At 44.8% G+C, this 17600-nt stretch carries 13 protein-coding genes and 3 tRNA genes; 7 read left to right on the top strand and 9 right to left on the bottom strand.

All coding sequences use genetic code 11. The features are described from left to right. Positions 1 to 2: 2 nt before the first annotated feature. The 3 genes from LRP50_RS08320 to purU form a co-directional block, all read right to left on the bottom strand. Positions 3 to 1250 carry an FAD-dependent oxidoreductase gene (locus tag LRP50_RS08320; protein ID WP_337992905.1) on the bottom strand — a complete coding sequence of 416 codons (1248 nt, stop codon included), beginning with the start codon at positions 1248 to 1250 and terminating at the stop codon, positions 3 to 5. An 87-nt stretch (positions 1251 to 1337) separates the two neighbouring features. Beyond that, positions 1338 to 2213 carry a bifunctional methylenetetrahydrofolate dehydrogenase/methenyltetrahydrofolate cyclohydrolase FolD gene (gene folD / locus LRP50_RS08325; RefSeq protein ID WP_274163996.1) on the bottom strand — a complete coding sequence of 292 codons (876 nt, stop codon included), beginning with the start codon at positions 2211 to 2213 and terminating at the stop codon, positions 1338 to 1340. A gap of 15 nt (positions 2214 to 2228) precedes the next feature. Further along, a complete protein-coding gene (gene purU, locus LRP50_RS08330; RefSeq protein WP_274163997.1) occupies positions 2229 to 3089 on the bottom strand; it encodes a formyltetrahydrofolate deformylase in 861 nt (286 codons plus the stop codon). A 141-nt stretch (positions 3090 to 3230) separates the two neighbouring features. On the opposite strand from purU, the gene LRP50_RS08335 reads away from it, so the two are divergent. Both LRP50_RS08335 and LRP50_RS08340 read left to right on the top strand, forming a co-directional pair. Next, complete coding sequence (locus tag LRP50_RS08335) at positions 3231 to 3986, top strand: IclR family transcriptional regulator (RefSeq protein WP_274163998.1); 756 nt, start codon at positions 3231 to 3233, stop codon at positions 3984 to 3986. Between the two features lie 88 nt (positions 3987 to 4074). Then, positions 4075 to 4512 carry a hypothetical protein gene (locus LRP50_RS08340; protein ID WP_274163999.1) on the top strand — a complete coding sequence of 146 codons (438 nt, stop codon included), beginning with the start codon at positions 4075 to 4077 and terminating at the stop codon, positions 4510 to 4512. A gap of 444 nt (positions 4513 to 4956) precedes the next feature. On the opposite strand, the gene LRP50_RS08345 is transcribed toward LRP50_RS08340, so the two are convergent. The 4 genes from LRP50_RS08345 to LRP50_RS08360 all read right to left on the bottom strand — a co-directional run bounded on the left by LRP50_RS08345 (position 4957) and on the right by LRP50_RS08360 (position 7498). Further along, positions 4957 to 6723: a choice-of-anchor Q domain-containing protein gene (locus tag LRP50_RS08345; RefSeq protein WP_274164000.1), complete on the bottom strand. Its 1767-nt coding sequence runs from the start codon at positions 6721 to 6723 to the stop codon at positions 4957 to 4959. A 464-nt stretch (positions 6724 to 7187) separates the two neighbouring features. Beyond that, positions 7188 to 7263 (bottom strand) — tRNA-Val (locus LRP50_RS08350). Positions 7264 to 7312: 49 nt separating this feature from the next. Then, a tRNA-Val gene (locus tag LRP50_RS08355) sits at positions 7313 to 7389 on the bottom strand. Between the two features lie 32 nt (positions 7390 to 7421). Then, positions 7422 to 7498: transfer RNA gene (locus LRP50_RS08360), tRNA-Val, on the bottom strand. Between the two features lie 610 nt (positions 7499 to 8108). Between LRP50_RS08360 and LRP50_RS08365 the strand changes: the two genes are divergently transcribed. From LRP50_RS08365 to LRP50_RS08385, 5 genes are all read left to right on the top strand, one after another. After that, positions 8109 to 8606 (top strand): opioid growth factor receptor-related protein, encoded by a 498-nt coding sequence (locus LRP50_RS08365; protein ID WP_274164001.1) that lies wholly within the window; start codon positions 8109 to 8111, stop codon positions 8604 to 8606. 43 nt (positions 8607 to 8649) lie between these two features. Beyond that, positions 8650 to 10839, top strand: coding sequence for an ADP-ribosylglycohydrolase family protein (locus tag LRP50_RS08370; protein WP_274164002.1), 2190 nt, complete (start codon positions 8650 to 8652; stop codon positions 10837 to 10839). Positions 10840 to 10904: 65 nt separating this feature from the next. Further along, on the top strand, positions 10905 to 12953 hold the full coding sequence (locus LRP50_RS08375; protein ID WP_274164003.1) for an McrB family protein: 2049 nt from the start codon (positions 10905 to 10907) through the stop codon (positions 12951 to 12953). 12 nt (positions 12954 to 12965) lie between these two features. After that, entirely contained in the window at positions 12966 to 14321 is a 1356-nt protein-coding gene (locus LRP50_RS08380) for an McrC family protein (RefSeq protein WP_420791209.1), read from the top strand. 454 nt (positions 14322 to 14775) lie between these two features. After that, entirely contained in the window at positions 14776 to 15465 is a 690-nt protein-coding gene (locus LRP50_RS08385; protein WP_274164005.1) for a DarT1-associated NADAR antitoxin family protein, read from the top strand. On the opposite strand, the gene LRP50_RS08390 is transcribed toward LRP50_RS08385, so the two are convergent. Together LRP50_RS08390 and LRP50_RS08395 are read right to left on the bottom strand one after the other, a co-directional pair. Then, positions 15458 to 16117 carry a DarT ssDNA thymidine ADP-ribosyltransferase family protein gene (locus LRP50_RS08390; protein ID WP_274164006.1) on the bottom strand — a complete coding sequence of 220 codons (660 nt, stop codon included), beginning with the start codon at positions 16115 to 16117 and terminating at the stop codon, positions 15458 to 15460. The two genes, LRP50_RS08385 and LRP50_RS08390, sit on opposite strands and share 8 nt — an antisense overlap. Continuing rightward, complete coding sequence (locus LRP50_RS08395; protein ID WP_274164007.1) at positions 16114 to 17562, bottom strand: UvrD-helicase domain-containing protein; 1449 nt, start codon at positions 17560 to 17562, stop codon at positions 16114 to 16116. The genes LRP50_RS08390 and LRP50_RS08395 overlap by 4 nt, the downstream gene beginning before the upstream one ends. Positions 17563 to 17600 lie beyond the last annotated feature (38 nt).

The following is a 17600-nucleotide window of genomic DNA, read 5'->3' on the forward strand; positions in this document are numbered from 1 at the left end:
TCCTAATGGCTCGCGGCCGTGGCCCCCATTTCGTTGACTTGTCGGAATGCATCAAACCTGTCCATAGCAAACGGTGCGATCAGATCTGGCACTTTCCCGCCAGATGCCACCAGTTCTGCCAGGGATTTTCCGCAGATCGGCGTGGCTTTAAAACCCCACGTTCCCCAGCCTGCATCCAAGTAGTAATTGTCGACGGGGCTCAACCCCATGATTGGGCTATAGTCGCTGGTCATGTCCGTTGTGCCAGCCCATTGGCGCAGCAATTTGAAATTGGCCATGAAGGGGAACATTTCTATCGCGCTGGCGATCAGGCTTTCTTTCAAATCAAGCGTCGAGCGCGTGTTGTAAAGCGGGTAAGGATCGGAGCCTCCGCCGAACACAATTTCACCTCGACCCGTTTGCTGTACATAGCAATGGAGGGCTGAAGAACTGACCAGTGGGTCGAGGAAAGGTTTAACGGGCGTGGTCACCATGGCTTGCAGGGGATAACTGGTAAGCGGCATTCTAAAACCCGCCATGGCAGCAACAATCGAGCTGTGTCCTGCAACGGCTTGTACCACAGCACCACAGCCGACGGTTCCTCGGTTGGTCTCGACCGACACGACTTTTCCGTTTTCGGTGTTGATGTTGGTTACTTCCGTCAGTTGATGTAACTCAACGCCACGTTGTGTTGCGCCTTTCGCGTAGCCCCAGGCTACGGCGTCATGCCTTGCTGTCGCGCCATCCATGTGCCAAAGGCCTGCAAGAATAGGAAGATCCGCAGGGTTCATGTTGAGGGTAGGGACAAGCTCTCGAATTTGTTGGGGGTCGATGAGTTCTGTCCGTCCACCAAAATGCTTATTCACTTCGGTACGTTGTCTGAAAGATCGAACGGTTGCATCAGTGTGGGCAAGTGTTAGCTGTCCGCGAGAGGAGTACATGATGTTGAAATCAAATTCATTCGAGAGGTTTTGGAATAGCTTCACTGACTCGCTATAGAACTTCACACCTTCGGACGTGAGGTAGTTTGAGCGAATAACTGCGGTGTTTCGTGCGGTGTTACCGCCGCCAAGGTAACCCTTTTCCAAAATCGCGACGTTGGTAATGCCGTGATATTTCGCGAGGTAATACGCCGTTGCGACGCCGTGTCCGCCGCCACCAATGATGACCACATCATAGTGGCGTTTGAGATCGGTCTGGATGGGGAGGTCCATGTCCTTCTCAAAAGGATAATCGTTACTAAGACCGTATTTTAATAATGAAAAAGGCACTGTACGTTCCCTCGTTACAATCTGTTTAATCGCTATTTGGAAGAAGATAGCAAATTGTCGATTGATTTAGGCTGGTTGCATTTAGGCCTAAATATCGTGCTGCTTGGCTGCCGTTAGCGTGTTTTTGATCAAGCAGGCGATGGTCATTGGGCCAACCCCACCTGGCACAGGTGTTATTGCACGGCATTTATCTGCAACATCAGCGAAATTGACATCACCGACCAGCTTTCGCTTACCGTCGACTTCAGTGGCGTTTATGCCAACATCAATCACCACTGCGCCCGGTTTCACCCAGCTCTTATCAACGAGTTCAGCCACGCCAACCGCAGCCACCAAAATATCGGCCTGTCGGCAGAGCGCGGCAGCATCAATCGTTTTAGAGTGAACAATACTGACGGTGCAGTTGGCTTGAAGTAATAGGTTAGCCATTGGCTTCCCAACGATGTTAGAACGCCCAATCACAACAGCGTGTTTTCCTGTTAGGTCGCCCATTTCTCGTTTAAGCATCTCCATACAGCCTAGAGGCGTGCAGGGAACGAGTTTGGCTTGCCCAGATGATAGAAGCCCCACGTTGACGGGATGAAACCCATCAACGTCTTTTGTCGGGTCGATAAGATTAATGATGCGTTCTTCAGAAAGATGCTTGGGCAAGGGGAGTTGCACCAGAATACCGTGAATGTCTTCACGTTCGTTTAGCTCCACGACCACATCATCGAGCGTTTGTTGTGAACACGATGCATCAAGACGTTTTACCAACGAAAACAACCCCGCTTTTTCTGCGCATCTGATTTTGTTACGAACATAAATGGTGCTGGCAGGGTCTTCGCCTACTAATACCACGGCAAGCCCAGGTTGCGGGTAGCCTTCTTGCATCCGTTCTTGTACTTCCTGCGTCATTTCTTCAAGCAATAAATCAGACAGTTTCCGACCATCGATAACCTTTACTGGCGACTCTTCTTGCATGGTTACCTCTGTCGATTATTGGAATACAACGGTTTTATTTCCGTACATAAAGACGCGGTGTTCTAAATGAAGTCGAACCGCTTGTGCGAGGGCGATGGTTTCAGTATCGCGCCCAACGGCAACCAGCCTGTCAGATGAATAGGTGTGACCAACGGGTTGAACACTCTGTTGAATAATCGGTCCTTCATCGAGATCTGACGTGACATAGTGCGCCGTCGCTCCAATCAATTTCACGCCGCGAGCATGTGCTTGGTGATAGGGCTTCGCACCCTTAAAGCTTGGCAGAAAAGAGTGGTGAATGTTGATAGCTTTTCCATGCAGCTTCTTACACAGATCATCAGACAGGATCTGCATGTAGCGAGCGAGCACGACCAACTCGGTTTGTGTCTCTGCCATCACGTCCAGCAGCGCTGCTTCTTGGCGCGGTTTATTTTCAGGGGTCATGGGCAACCAAATGAAGCGAATACCTGCACGTTCCACCATAGGTCTCAGGTCTTTATGGTTGGACACCACAGCAGTGATTTCCATTGGCAATTCGCCATTTTCGTGGCGGTACAACAGATCTTTGAGGCAATGGTCGAATTTACTGACCATGATCAACACACGCGTAGGGGCGTCGGCATCAAAGAACTGCCAATCCATGTTGAAACGACTGACTTGTGCTTCAAAGCCTTCCTTGATGGTCTCCAAATCCACATCCGGAGACTCAATGCGGCAGACGGCACGCATAAAAAAGTTTTGGTTTTCTTCATCATCAAACTGATGCAACTCAGAAATGTAGCAACTCAAACCTGCCAGATAGGAAGTGACGGCGGCAAGAATGCCACTTGATGCATCGCACGTTGCTTTGAGAATAAATTCCTTTGAGTCTGGCATGTTTCGTCCTGTTTGATTGCTCTCGATATGTTCATCTTAATATGTGAAATTACATAAAATTAACAATCAAGATGGACATTGGAGCGAAAGAACCACATATTTTATTCAAATATGAAAATTCCATTTACAGATGAGAAAAACATGAGCAAGGCAGACTACCAAGTTCAATCGCTCGCGAGAGGGCTGGAAATTATCGAAATGTATGATGCGGAACATCGAATACTCAGCACCCATGACTTTGCTGAGAGACTGGGTGTTAGCCAATCATCGATATACCGTATTGTCCAAACTTTGATTGATAAGAACTACCTGAGAAAAGTAGCAAGAAATGCGTATACCATCGGCCCTCAAGTGGTGTCTCGTGGTTTTTCGTATCTTGCAGGGCAAAATTTGGTCGATGTTGCTGCTCCGCACTTACAACGGCTAAGGGATGAAACCAGTATATCTTGTCATTTGTCGGTGAGGGACGGTTTAGAAACCCTGTATATCTATCGTGCCCAAGCCTCGCAAAGGTTGTCTGTGAATATTCCACTTGGGACAAGGCTTCCGTGCCATACCAATGCGATGGGACGCATCTTGCTGCAACAACTCAGCGACATTGAATTGAGCGCGGTCTACCAAACCATTCAGCTTGATATGTACGCAAGGCCTAATCCTCAAACGCTGCCAGAACTCAAACACCTTATTACGACAGAAAAGAAACAAGGCTTCGCATTCTCACGCTCTGACAATGCAACGGCCATTGCTGTACCCATTACTGATTATCTCGGAAAAATCATCGCCGCTATCAACATATCGGGCGCAGAACAAATCATGGATAAGCAGCATCAATTTGAGGCTGCCAAAACGAGCCTGTTGAACACTGCCAAAGCGATTTCCTGCGAGGCAGCAGGATAAATGGAGATTGATTTGAACGTGTTATTTCGCAGAATAGATAACAAGTGTTTGGATTTGATTTATTTTGCAGAGGAAGGGAAGAGGATAGATGGGAACTGCAAATTTGAAAGCTCTCGTGGTAATGATGCTAGTGACTCTATCTTCTGGGTGTTCGGTTCCTAATCAAACATTGAGTGTAGAAACAATGGCAGCTCGAAATAGCCTTAAAGACTATGGTTTGGTTTCCTGCCTCATTGCGATTGAACCAAATAGTTTATTAGCAACCGATCTAGGGCACTCAAAGCGCTCACTGTCTTTTATGGGAAGGGGGAAATATAAGTTAACTCAAGATGAAAACACATTCGAGATCATACATGATCCGTATTCTGAAACTGTTGTTTTCATGGTCAAAGCTGCGGAAAAATCAGTGGGCTATATGAAGAGTGGTGCAACCGCCAAAAGCCTTGGATGCTTCAAAGTGTATCACTCTAACGTTTTTAATGAGTTCGTTGCAGGGCAGGATGAGTACATTGTTCCGTTAAGGTAATAAAGTATTAAACAAACAAATATCGCAGCTTAACGACCTATTTTGGAAGCGTGAAAACTGGGATTAATCGCGGTATTCGCTAGCGTTTCTATAGATGTATAACAGCTAATTATCGAAAAAAGCTAAAGTAGCTAGAGACACAAAGAACCGTTCATCCAATCGTGATGATAGCGGGTGTGCATTCGTTGCTCATGTTCATTGCGGAATCTGTAAATTACGAAAAGTCATATATAGAAAGGCTTAAGGTTGTCTACCGAGTCGGTGGCTATTCAGATGAAGCTTCGAAGATAAGGGAAAATAGACGAATTTGTATTTAGAGTGGGGAAGATGCCGCTTCGAGAAAAGCTAGCTTCTTCCCCAACAATCATCACAATTTAAATCTTGCGAGCAAATCAGCTAGGGTGCGCATTGTGATAGATAACACCCGTCAGATTACAAGTTCACTTAGTTAAAATTGTCTGCAGGATCTGGCAGTTCTACCGAGCCGATATCCACTGCGATACCCACAATACGAGGATGTCCACGCTGATCTGTTATTGGATTACTACCAGATCCTCCAACACCATGATCAACTAACGGGCTACCTGGGATTGGCATATGAGTGGGAATAGGACCGCTACCGTTGTAACTGAGAGGGGCTAACTGCGAAGGGCCAACCAAGGTAGCATTGCACGTTCCATCGTCAATGTGTACACCGCCGGTGAGCGTGACATTACTACTGCCATCTAAATCGCAATGACCTCCAGCTAAGACCGTATTTCTTAAAACACTACCCGAGGAATTAAACGAAAATAGAGAACCGCCATCGTTCTCGGCAAAGGTACTGTTGTCTATTTTTACTGCAGAGCTGTTATTCGCATAAAACGCCCCGCCTCCAATGCCAGAGTGATTTCCTGAGAGCGTACTATTGCTTAATTCAACAATGCTCATGTCAGATTTGATCGCGCCACCATGGATATCTGCACTGTTAGTAGATAGCGTACTGTCACTGACTACGATGTGTGCATTATATTTGGCGACGATTGCCCCGCCAATATTGGCACTATTTTCCGATAAGAAACTTCTGGTTAGTTTGATTACGCTGGGGAACACTGAGCTCCCCCAAGCACTCATCGCACCCCCAGTAGAGGATTGATTACCTGATGCCATGATCGTATTCAAATTCACCGTACCGGAATAAAAGAAAAAAGCGCCACCTTCAACACCGGCATGGTTGTTTGAAAAAGAGCTATTAATAGCATCGAAAACAACATTACCCTCGGCGTAAACAGCCGCAGCATAAACCCAGGCATGGTTATTTGAGAATTCACTTCGAGCAACGCTTAGTGACGTAAATTGTGATGACCCAGCCTGAATGCGAATGGCACCTCCAGTGTGAGCAGTGTTCCCTTCAAAGACACTGTCGATCACACTTGCCTCAACGCCAGGACCAGCAAAAATAGCGCCACCATAACCAACAGTTGAGTTGCTTGAAAAACGGCTGTTGCGGATGTTTATGCCGGTTGGTGATGACCAACCAAAGGCGGCAATAGCGCCTCCAAAAGCAGAGCTTACCGTGGATGCACTGTTGCCCGAAAAGGTGCAATCAACAATTTCTAGTTGAGCGCCTTGATGGGCATATATGCCACCACCATAGTGAGCTGTGTTGTTTGATACTAGGCAATTTGACAAGTGGACAAAGGAAGATGACTCTGCATGAATTGCCCCTCCATCCCCGTCGGCAAAATTGTTTAAGAGTTTACTGTCAGTTACTGTGACAATTGCACCAGACAGGGCGGCTATCGCTCCTCCGCTTGACCCGTAATTACTGGCAGTAGTGCCAAATCCGTGAATCAATTCTAGATTCGATATTTTAAGTGTGACTCCTTCAACAACAAAAATTGAATAGGTGTCATCCCCGCTGACAGTAATCGTATTATTGCCTGTAGGGCCGGTGATGGTCAGCTCATCCGTGATTGTTGGTAAGTCTGCGCTTAACAGTATTGTGCTGTTAGACAAATTACTGGCAAAGAGAATTTCGTCGCCTCCATTGCTTCCAGGTGTACAGCCACCAGAAGTACCGCCAGTGTTCGCTGCGATAATAGCATCTGCCAAACTGCATAAAGTGCTTCCACTGCCTCCATTCGTTGAATTGACAACGATGATGGCAGCCTGAACGTTTAATGACATTATTGCGGTGAAAAATAAGATTACTTTCAAAAGTCTGTGCATAACTTCATCTCCAGTGGGTGTGAAACAAGGAAGCTAACTTCCCGATGCCCAGTGATTAGAAACCTGAATGAGTTTGAATTGGGACTTCTCTCCAAGTTGGTTTGGTTTGAATCATGATGTTTGCTTTGTGATTGCCGGGAGATTAATTGTCCTGGCGAATGTTATTAAACCAAATGAAGTCACTCATAGGAGGGCAGACTGATGATCAATTGTGGCGAAAAAAGGGCAATGATGTATGAACGGGCTTGTTGCAAAAAGTCCGTAGTGACCCAAATGTTCATATCGCCTTAGCGGATGGGTAGTCAATGGCCAACAACGAATTCAAATGGAAACGTAGATTCTTTTGATGGCACCAAAGTGGTCCCAAACAGATTGTTGAAGTGAGATTTCGTCGGATTAGCGAAGTTAGTGAACAAACAAAAAAAGCCTGCTCGAAAGCAGGCTTTTTTTGTTTCTTACGAAAGTGGTGGGCGATACCGGGCTCGAACCAGTGACCCCCTCCTTGTAAGGGAGGTGCTCTCCCAACTGAGCTAATCGCCCGAATAATCGCGATTGGGATTCTCTAAAAGAGAGTGCGATTATTGGAATTTGGTGGGTCTAGGCAGACTCGAACTGCCGACCCCTGCCATGTCAAGGCAGTACTCTAACCAACTGAGCTATAGACCCAAATTCTGATTCCATCCTGGTTAGGGAAGGAATGGTGCGTCCGGGCAGACTCGAACTGCCGACCCCTGCCATGTCAAGGCAGTACTCTAACCAACTGAGCTACGGACGCATTACATGTTTCTAGGAAAGCTTGGTGCGTCTAGGCAGACTCGAACTGCCGACCCCTGCCATGTCAAGACATAAGAACTCAATGGACCTATCTAATTCGGAAATGCGAGATCTGATTTTATAATTATTAAATACAATTAGTTAAGTGTTGTCTGTTGAGTTGTTATAGCTACAAAATACATCCACTATCCACCATGAAATTTCATATGGGCCCAATTTGGGCCCAAAAAATACCAGATATTGAAAGTGTCAAAAATGACCCCTTTTTTATGATTAAATCTGAAATTGATGGGTTACCGTTAAGAAAAAAATGTACAGAGAAATTGCTTCGCAACTAATCGCACAGCATGAAACTTGCGCGAACAAGATAAAAAGATGATCTGGCGCGTAATTAGAAGTAAAGCCCACACCTAAACTGATACCGGAAAGCACACGCGATAGTCCAATCAATAAAGCTCGCATCATAAGCTTAAAAACTGCGAGACAGTATCGATACAGCGTAACGTAGAAATCCAAGCGTGTGCCGAGCTGAAGAGCAATACTGATGTCCCAACATCAAATACTCTTCGGTTGGTACATTACCGTATTCTCAATGTTAAAGGCAGTTTTCAGTGAGCAAGATTGCGTCATATATGAATGGTAACGAGCCAGATGTGTTCGGGCGCTTTATCTCTGAAATCCATAACTACAACCACTTTTGGTTAGAACATGACCACAAGTTTATTCAAGTGCTATTTCCCATCGATTATGGCCACAAGTTCAACAAACACGCTCTGCTTGTAGAGCAAGTTGATATCGACGCATTTAACGCATCTGATGAATTGCGAAACGTTCATCTACGCTCGCTCGATTTGATGTTGGACTACTACGGTTTGGAACGTCGAGGCGAAGACATTGTTGTCAGGGATGAGCTTATCCCAAAAAGCCACGACTGGCTTAAGCCCAAGAATCATAACCAACTAAGAATTACACGCATCATTCGCAGTCTCTTCCTGCTTGGTAACAAGGTTGTGGCCCAGAATCTCCAACGGGTTTTTATTCGAGAAGCCAAGAGGATCGGAACGGTGAGTGATGACACGCTGGTGCACTGGGAAAATGCGACTGCATAAGTGATGAGTGCTCGGCTTAACCTATTTGTGTTGGATGTAAAACGTGAACGAAAAAGAAAAGTATAAAACTGAGCGCGCAAAAGGCGCGCTGCTTGGGCTTGCGGTGGGCGATGCACTTGGCACTACCTTAGAATTTAAAGCCAAAGATAGTTACACGCCGTTGACTGATATGGTTGGAGGTGGACCGTTTATGCTTGAGGCTGGGCAATGGACTGATGACACCTCAATGATGCTTTGCTTGGCAGACAGCTTAATTGAAAAAGGCGGTATGGATTTGCGTGACCAAACAGAGCGGTACATCCGCTGGTTTCGCAAAGGGGAAAACTCTGTTACTGGCCATTGCTTTGATATTGGTATGACAGTACGTGATGCATTGGCGCGTTTCGAAGCCACGGGCGACCCGAAATCAGGCTCTACATCAGAAAACAGTGCGGGGAATGGCAGTTTGATGCGTTTGGCACCAATACCTGTATTTTTCGGTGATCAATGCGAACAAAGGGCAATGGAAGCTGCTGCACAAAGTTCGTTGACAACTCATGGGGAAATTCGCTGCATTCAGGCCTGCGAAGTGATGGCACTGCTGATCCATCGCGCGTTGAATCAAGAAAATCTGCCAGACAAAGACTGTTTTGTGGCTGATACGCTGGATGACTATTTGATGTTGCACCCGGATTGTCACCCTGATATTCGCCAAGTGCTCAGTCAAGACATTGCCGAAAAGCCGCGTCACGATATTCGTGGTTCGGGCTTTGTTATGCACTCACTGGAGGCTGCGCTTTGGTGTTTCCTAAACAGTGACAGCTTTAAAGAAGGTGCGCTACTTGCTGCCAATCTTGGTGAGGATGCAGACACAACAGCGGCTATTTTCGGTCAGCTTGCAGGGGCCTATTACGGAGTGAGTGGGATTCCCTCGCAATGGCTGGAACGTCTTGCTTGGCGAAAGCACATAGAAGACTCCGCCACTTGGCTATTGGAGCGCCCGAGCAATCTCATACTAAAGAGTTTTTCCAACTTACTTCGTCAGAAATTGCAGCAATTGCCTTCAGAGAGTATCCCTCTGCATGAGATGGCATATCGGTACGGATTGATGTTACCGATTGATTATGAGGCGCCATTCAACAAACCATGTTTTGTGGTTCAGTTTGATTTCACTGACTGGATTAAAACAGCGACGCTTCGCGACTGCTTAAGCTGGTTGATTAAGTTGGTGCGGATGGAGCGTTTCAATGACGGTATTACGACTCATTTTATTCAAACGGGGGACGTTTCACTGTGGGTTGATAGAATGGCTGCTCTGATTTCTGAATCAAGTATGCCAGAAACTGAGAGCACCGAAACGCTGACACGAGAAACCATAGTGTTGAGACTCATTGAACATGGTGAGTTGAGTATCACTGGCGACATCAGATCGTTGGAAGCCGTAATGCGCTTTCTACATGGTCGAGCGATTGCGTTAACGGATCTTCCAGAATTGGGTGAAAGCTTACTGATACGACACCCTTTACGCCACTATCAGTCAATGGCGTTAGGCGAAAAATCTCATCATGACGAGAGCGGTTTGAATGATTTCCGGTTTGAGAATCTGACGACATACTGGGAAGACCACGCAAAATTCCGTTTAAGCCTAAGTGATGATGCGCTTTTCGAGCTAAATGTAGGAGAGAGTGTTTCGCTGTGTGTTCGTACCATTACGGAGCGTGGAAAAGAAACCATTACTCTGTATGAGAAGCAGGGAATAAAACCAAAAGGTTTAGCTCAAACGCTGAAAGGGATGATGACGGCATGGTGCCAATCTGATGTCTATATCAATGATCCCCGATATTTGGCTCGGCTCGTTAGCCTAGAATCTCATGACACCAGATTTATCAATGGGCCTAGCCTGCTTCAATATCTTGAATACGAAGGAAAATATCACTGTGTCGATGCGCCTTGGTTAGATTGCAACGAATCAAGTTATTCAAATGGGCTCGCGCATGATGAATCAGGTATTCATTTTTACAAGAATGTGACTGAATGGCATGGGCACGTACCAGTACCTGCTCAATACGTTGTTCAGTCCTTTTCGGATAAAACCGAAACACCTCTGATGATCAAAGCCGTCAGCCATCTAGTAAAGAAAGAAGATGCCCTTTTTATTTGTCGTCATTGTGGGGATATGTCGGCCCAAGTAAATCGCCGTGAGGGTGATATATGCGAGCCTTGTTGGGTCAGGATTTACCGGGTCTGCTATTAGCGAGCAATGACGTACCAACTCGTGACCTATCAATACATTCAACTTAACAATTGGTTAGTTAAAAAATGAATAACAACAATCGACAGCAGCTATGGGATGATTTCCTCCAACGCTGGCCGCTAACTACCCTTAAAGACATTTCATTGGAGCAATATGTTTCAGTAAACGATAACGATACGTTTACATATTGGCTTGAAACACGCACCAGTTCTCTTGGCTCAATTAAAGGTAATACGTCAGCTAAGTTTGGTATCTACAAGCGCAATCGTGATGGGAAAGAGCAGGGCGGCATAGCGCATGGAGATGTGTATTCGTGGCGCACCAAATATGGACATGATGAGCAAAGTACTTTCGAGTATGTGAAAAAGGTGCTTTGTGATGTCGCTGAAGCTGCATATATGGGTGATCTAGATACGATTGACAGTATTGATTTTGCTCCATTGGTTAAGTGGAAAATTGCTTTCCTTTATCAAAATCAACAACAACCTTGTATGGTAAACACCTTTTCAAAACAGATGTTGGAAGTTCTTACAGACTCTAATACAAGCACAACCTATCCCAAGATGTATCGTCAATTGGAAGAAGAGCGGAAGGGGCAAGATTTGCTAGCGTTTGGCTCTCAATGTTGGGAAGTAGCAAAGGAAAAGGCTACAACAATTAAGAAAATACCAGATGTTTCGCTTGATACATTTGAAGGTTGCACATCGCTAAACCAAATCCTTTATGGTCCACCAGGTACAGGCAAAACCTATCACACCATCGAAGCGGCCGTGAAAGCTGCAGCGCCAGCTCGTTACGTTGAGATTTGTTCATCTGCGACTAACGAAGATAATCGTCGCATGCAGTTACGTGAAGTTTATTCCGAACTTTGCGCAGATAAACGTATCCGCTTTGTCACTTTCCACCAAAGTTACGGATATGAAGAATTTGTTGAAGGTTTGAGCGTCAAAACTGTCGACGGCGAAGCGGTGTATTACGAAAAAGACGGCATTTTTAAGTTGATCGTCGAAGATGCCATGAAGCATCAACAATCAAGAACAAACCAAAGCGTCGAGAACTTTGAGCGTTGTTGGACGAAGTTTCTGGAACAGCTAGCGTCAGATGAAGAAGGCGTAAGAGTTGATACCAAACGAACCTTTTTTACGGTAACTGACGTCGACAACGGAACAATCCGTTTTGAAAAAGACCAAGGCATTTCCACGCATTCACTCAACGTGAAAGCGCTCAAAGCGATCTTTGAAGGTGAGAGAGTGATAAACGGCGGGCTTAACCCATATTATTCTGCCTTGATTGCCCACCTGAAAAACTTAACCGCGGATTTGCCTGATGTGCGCATTGAGCGCAAAAACTATGTGCTGGTTATTGATGAAATCAACCGCGGGAATATATCTAAGATTTTCGGTGAGCTGATAACACTCATTGAACCGTCGAAACGCCAAGGTGCTGTAGAGGCTATTGAATTGGTTTTACCATACACGGGTGACAAATTCACTGTGCCGGATAACCTCTATATTATAGGTACCATGAACACTGCTGACCGTTCGCTGGCGATGATGGATACGGCATTGCGACGCCGTTTTGACTTTATTGAAATGATGCCAAACCCTAGCATCTTGAAAGGCATAGTGATAAAGGGCATTGACCTTGAAGCCTTGCTTGAAACCGTGAACAAACGCATCGAAATTCTATATGACCGCGAGCATACCCTTGGTCATGCTTTCTTTATGCCAGTCAAAAACTTGGTGGAAGAGAACAAGGAACAAGAAGCGTTTAGCCTCCTCGTTAGTGTATTCCAGAATAAAGTGATTCCACTGTTACAAGAATACTTCTTTGAAGACTGGCAGAAAATTCGCTTGGTGCTTGGTGATAACCAGCGCGGAGAGCAACTGCAGCTGATCAAAACGAAACAATTCAAAAACAACGATCTTGAGGGGCTGTTTGGTAAGCATCATGACATCAATCCATACGGCGAAGCCCTGACACAGTATTCGCTGAAGGCCTTTGATGAGCCTGTTTGGCAGAATACCGAGGTTTATCGCCGCATGTATGCCCATCCGTCAAAGGATGAAGAGATTGTTGTTGCTCAAGATGAAACAGCCGCTGAGGTCATTTAAACCATGTCAGTAATGCCACCTACTGTGTTTGAATTCGGTTATCTCTGCTCAGACAAGAATGAGGGTGATCAACAGGGATACACGGTTATCCCTGATGCAGACTTCTGCTACCTGGAGGAACGCTGTTTAACGGAGGATAATTCAGGCTTTAACCAGCTTATGATACCCCTTATAAAACGCGGTAGAAGGCTGCTTCAGGTTCAAAACTTCGTTGGTGTGATTTTCGTCCCGTCTGGGCGTCATATTGAGGTGTTACCGAAAACTGGATTGGATTCAGATTCTGGTGAAACGACATACGAAGAAGTACGTTCAACGCTTCTTACTATGTTGCAAGCATTGGGTGAGTTTCGCCATATTCAGCTTGATAACGCAGGGTTGAAAGCGCTAAAAATGCCGCTTCTTGAGGTGTTTATTTCCCGTTTTTTAGAGGATGTGAATCACATTGTGAAGCGGGGACTAAAGTGTGATTACGTCGGCCAGGAAGAGAACCTTCTGGTCAAGAAAGGCAAGCTCAATAAGTCAGGTCAGCTTCGCCATAACATTGTCGCGAAGCACCGCTTTTACTGTGAGTTTGATGAGTATGCAGAAAATCGGCCTGTTAACCGCCTGTTGAAAACCGCCATGCTTACAGTGCAAGGCTATTGCGGAGATCACTGTAACCAGAAGTTGCTGCGGGAACTGTTATTTGCTTTTGATGCAGTGCCCAAAAGCTTCAATCCCAAACAAGACTTTGATAGCGTGAAGCTTGATCGTGGTATGCAGCATTACAAACCTGCACTAGCGTGGGCGAAACTTATTTTGGATGGTTCCTCACCAATTAGCATGAAAGGGTTGGCAGATGCGCCTTCTCTCCTCTTCCCTATGGAATCAGTGTTCGAAGCATTTGTGGCGAAAACCCTCAGAAATCAGCTGAAAGATGGGCTAACACTTCACACCCAAGCGCGTGATGAAAAACTGGTAACGCATCATGTCGAATCTAGCAAGCAGAGAGATCTTTTCATTCTGAAACCCGACTTGATGATTGAAAAGGAAGGTGTGCCGCTCTGTGTGCTTGATACCAAATGGAAGCGTATCAACCCACAAAGCACCAAAGACTTTGATTTGTCCCAGGCTGATTTCTATCAGATGTTTGCATATGGGCAGAAATATTTGAAAGGCAGGGGCAAGCTTGTTCTGATTTACCCCAAAACGGAGAGATTTAACTCTCCAATACAGGGACATTTTGCTTTCTCTGAAGAATTGAAGCTTTGGGTTCTGCCATTTTCGATCGAAAAAAATGGGGGGAGTGAACTTGTTCTCCCTGAAGATGCGACTCTGGATGAAGAGCTCTTCTTTTCTCTGGCCTACACCGTTACCCAAGCAGCCTAACCAAGAAGTGATCTTTTTGTAATTAAAGTGCTTTCGATCTGTTCAAACAGACGGAAGCACGTTTAAAAAATCGTCGGTAACATAAAACTTCTCAAAGATGCAGCTACACAAGTATTCAAATGGAGGAGCGTAGATGTTGTCGTTCTCTTGAGCAGTGCTTTTTCGAGATTGTTAGAAATGTTGTACCTGTAGAAGGAGCTGAATTAGTGAACATTGAACTTTAACAATGTTGAGGTTTACTTTTTTGTATGTAGCAGACCATTAGCAATGGCGCCAATAGTGCTTTTCAATCAGAAAGTCTCGGTAAAACAGGGGTATAAATGACGACCGTGCTATGGTCGAGACAATTTTACTGAGAAAAAACGCTCTTGGAGATATACTACTGGCTTAATTGAGTGCCTGATTAGTTTTAGTCGTCAAGGAGTAAACATGAAGGTCGTAACTGGACAAGATAATGGCAACTAGACCTCTATATATCCCACTTGACTCCTTTCCTTATGTTGAAGAAAAGTATGTTGAATTTGATTGGCATGCTGGCTTTTCCATGTCTCAAAAACAAAAATCAATCGCTAGTTGGCACTATCAGGTTAAGGCACTGAATTATGCCGAAAATCCTTTGGAAGTTTCATCAAAAAGTGAAGACAACACTGGAGTCGCATTGAGCGCATTCAATCTAAAGATCACCTTAGCTAGTGGGAAAGATATTGCGGTTGAGAACATTTTTCAGGCTTCAAAAATGTTCGAGCGAGGAGGGCCGTTCAAGGATCTTTTAGCAGTTTCACCATTGGAAGCGAAAAGAGATATCAGGCTCAAAGATTCGGGGGATATGGTGGGTTTTCAAGGAAAAGAGGGGATTTGGCCTTTAGAACCCAAGACACTTTTCTATGACTGGGTCTATATCAATGCGTTGCATCGTAACCCCCACCTAGTCGAAAAGATCAAGGAGTACGATGCATTTACTGATATAGAATTTAATCCAGCTAAAAGTTTTAACTGCCAGGCTAGATCAGTGGCCCTATATCTTGCATTTATAAGGCTAGGCAAGATTGAAGAGGTGATTTCATCATCAGATTACTATCGCCAATTGATGACTATTTCATCTGACACTCCATCTTCTATACCCGTCCAACAAAGTCTCATCTGAGCATGGGATTTTTGAATAAATCATCATTCACCGAAAATTGATGATTATTGAGCCCAAGAAGATTAAATGCACTCTTATGTCTCGCCATTAGAATTTCCGATGGGAGGTGGCATGTTCTTATGTGTTCGATAGATATTGCCTCGAACACGAGGGCCTCGGCTTGAATATCCGTAGTGAAATTGGATGGCAACCCCACACGAGTGCACGTTTTTCTTGGGGTCTTAACTTCATCAGCAAATAGATTACTTAATCCACTAACACCACCTCTAATGCCATAGTGCTTTGCTGTATTTGAAGCAGCATTACATACGGAAAATAAAGTTTGCTCAGATAGGAGTGGGGCTACATTTAGCTCGAGGATGCACCAATCCAAGTGAAGCGATTCAGGCCTTCTCATATAGTTACACAGAAGATACCAATTGGGGCGTGAAATGCTCAAATTTATATGGGTTGGTAAGCCATCTAATCGATGCCTATCTACGGAATCAGTATAGTCAGCTGTATAATAGCCATCGTTTGCTAATCTAAGCTCTTCAATTTTGGCACGCGAATATATATGGCCACGCTCCAAAATACTCATATAGTTTTCTATCGTGGTGAAATGAAACAACGAAATGATCCCACGTTGTTTCAGGTAAAGTTCGATGTTCATATGTTGACTCTATCGACGAATTCGCTATTTATCTCAGATAGGAACCTCGATGGTGCGTTCGAATAGCTAAGCGTAAGCGTTTGTGTGGCTCTGGTCATGCAGGTGTATAGGAGGCGACGTTCAGTTGATATGTGTAAATCATCATCAGGTTCGCTGAACCCAGCTGCAATAGGTAAGAGTTCACTCTCAAGTGAACACAGGAAAACGTGGTCGAATTCTAGTCCTTTTACCGACTGCATAGTAGCGATATAAATGCAGTCGTCTGAAAAACCATTTTTGTCAGACATCGAAATATTAGAAATTTTAAAGCCATTCTTAAGCAGTAATTGTCCTAATTTAACTACCCCTTGTCGTGTCCTGTGTATCAGGCAGATGGACTCGTTTTTGTTTGATAAATGTTTGTTTTTTACCCGCTCAAGTACAGATGATAATTCATCCTTTTCGTTTGATGCACTGATAATAAGTGTTTTTTCTCCATCACGGTCACCAACCTCAACTGTTGTAAAGTCGTCGGTGTCGTTATCATGTGCCAAAAGAGATAACGCTGCTTTCGCAATAACAGCTGTATTTCGATAGTTTTTCTTAAACTCAATAGTCCTAGAGCCTCGTACGTTCAGTCCGACCTCCTTCCAAACGAAGCCACTTTTATATATGCGTTGAGCAGCATCTGCGATGATCGTAATGCTGTTAGTGGTTGGGGATACAATTTTTGACAATACAGACACTTGAGCCTTGCTTAAATCTTGCGCTTCGTCGATGACGATATGCGTGAAATGCGGACCAAAGTTTTCAGCTTGTTTAGCAATGACATCAAGGCACAACAATGCAAAGTCATCAAAGTCATATTTGCCATTACTTTGCATGTAATGTCGGTACTGTTGAAACACTTCCCACAATGCAATTTTATCTGATGAAGTTACTCGGTCAGTGGTGCCTCGCCCGGAACGCTTTGTTTCCTGATATTCTTCCAGTGAAAGTATATTTTTTCCTTTTAACCAGGAAACTTCGTCAAGGTAGAACTCAATCCTTTTGCTTAGAATACGTTCATAACTAGGTTCTGAGTCTTTGATCTTATTTATTATTACACTCAGTCTGTACTTGGCTTGGTCTTCATCAAATACCCGACCATTTAGCTTGAAACCCTGCTGTTCAAGAAAGTGATAGGCCCACTTGTGAAAGTGAATGACGGTTAAGTCGGAATAATCGTAATCACCTAAAGAATTGGCAAGAACCTTGAGGTAGGCAGAGAGTGATTTGTTGAACGAAAAAACAGCAACTTTACTGGGCTCAAACAGATCTGCATGGGTGTTCATCAAGTGACATGCGCGATAAATCGCAACGGTAGTTTTACCGCTGCCCGCCGCACCTTTAATCTGGATTGGACCTTCGTGGTTGAGTGAGAGAACTTTCCGTTGTTCTCCGACTAATGAAATAGGCTTTAGCATTTGGGTATTCTTATCAAAGGAGGCAATGATACGATTTG

Origin of the sequence: Enterovibrio gelatinilyticus (assembly GCF_028683095.1) — a bacterium.
In the GTDB taxonomy this organism is placed as follows: domain Bacteria; phylum Pseudomonadota; class Gammaproteobacteria; order Enterobacterales; family Vibrionaceae; genus Enterovibrio; species Enterovibrio gelatinilyticus.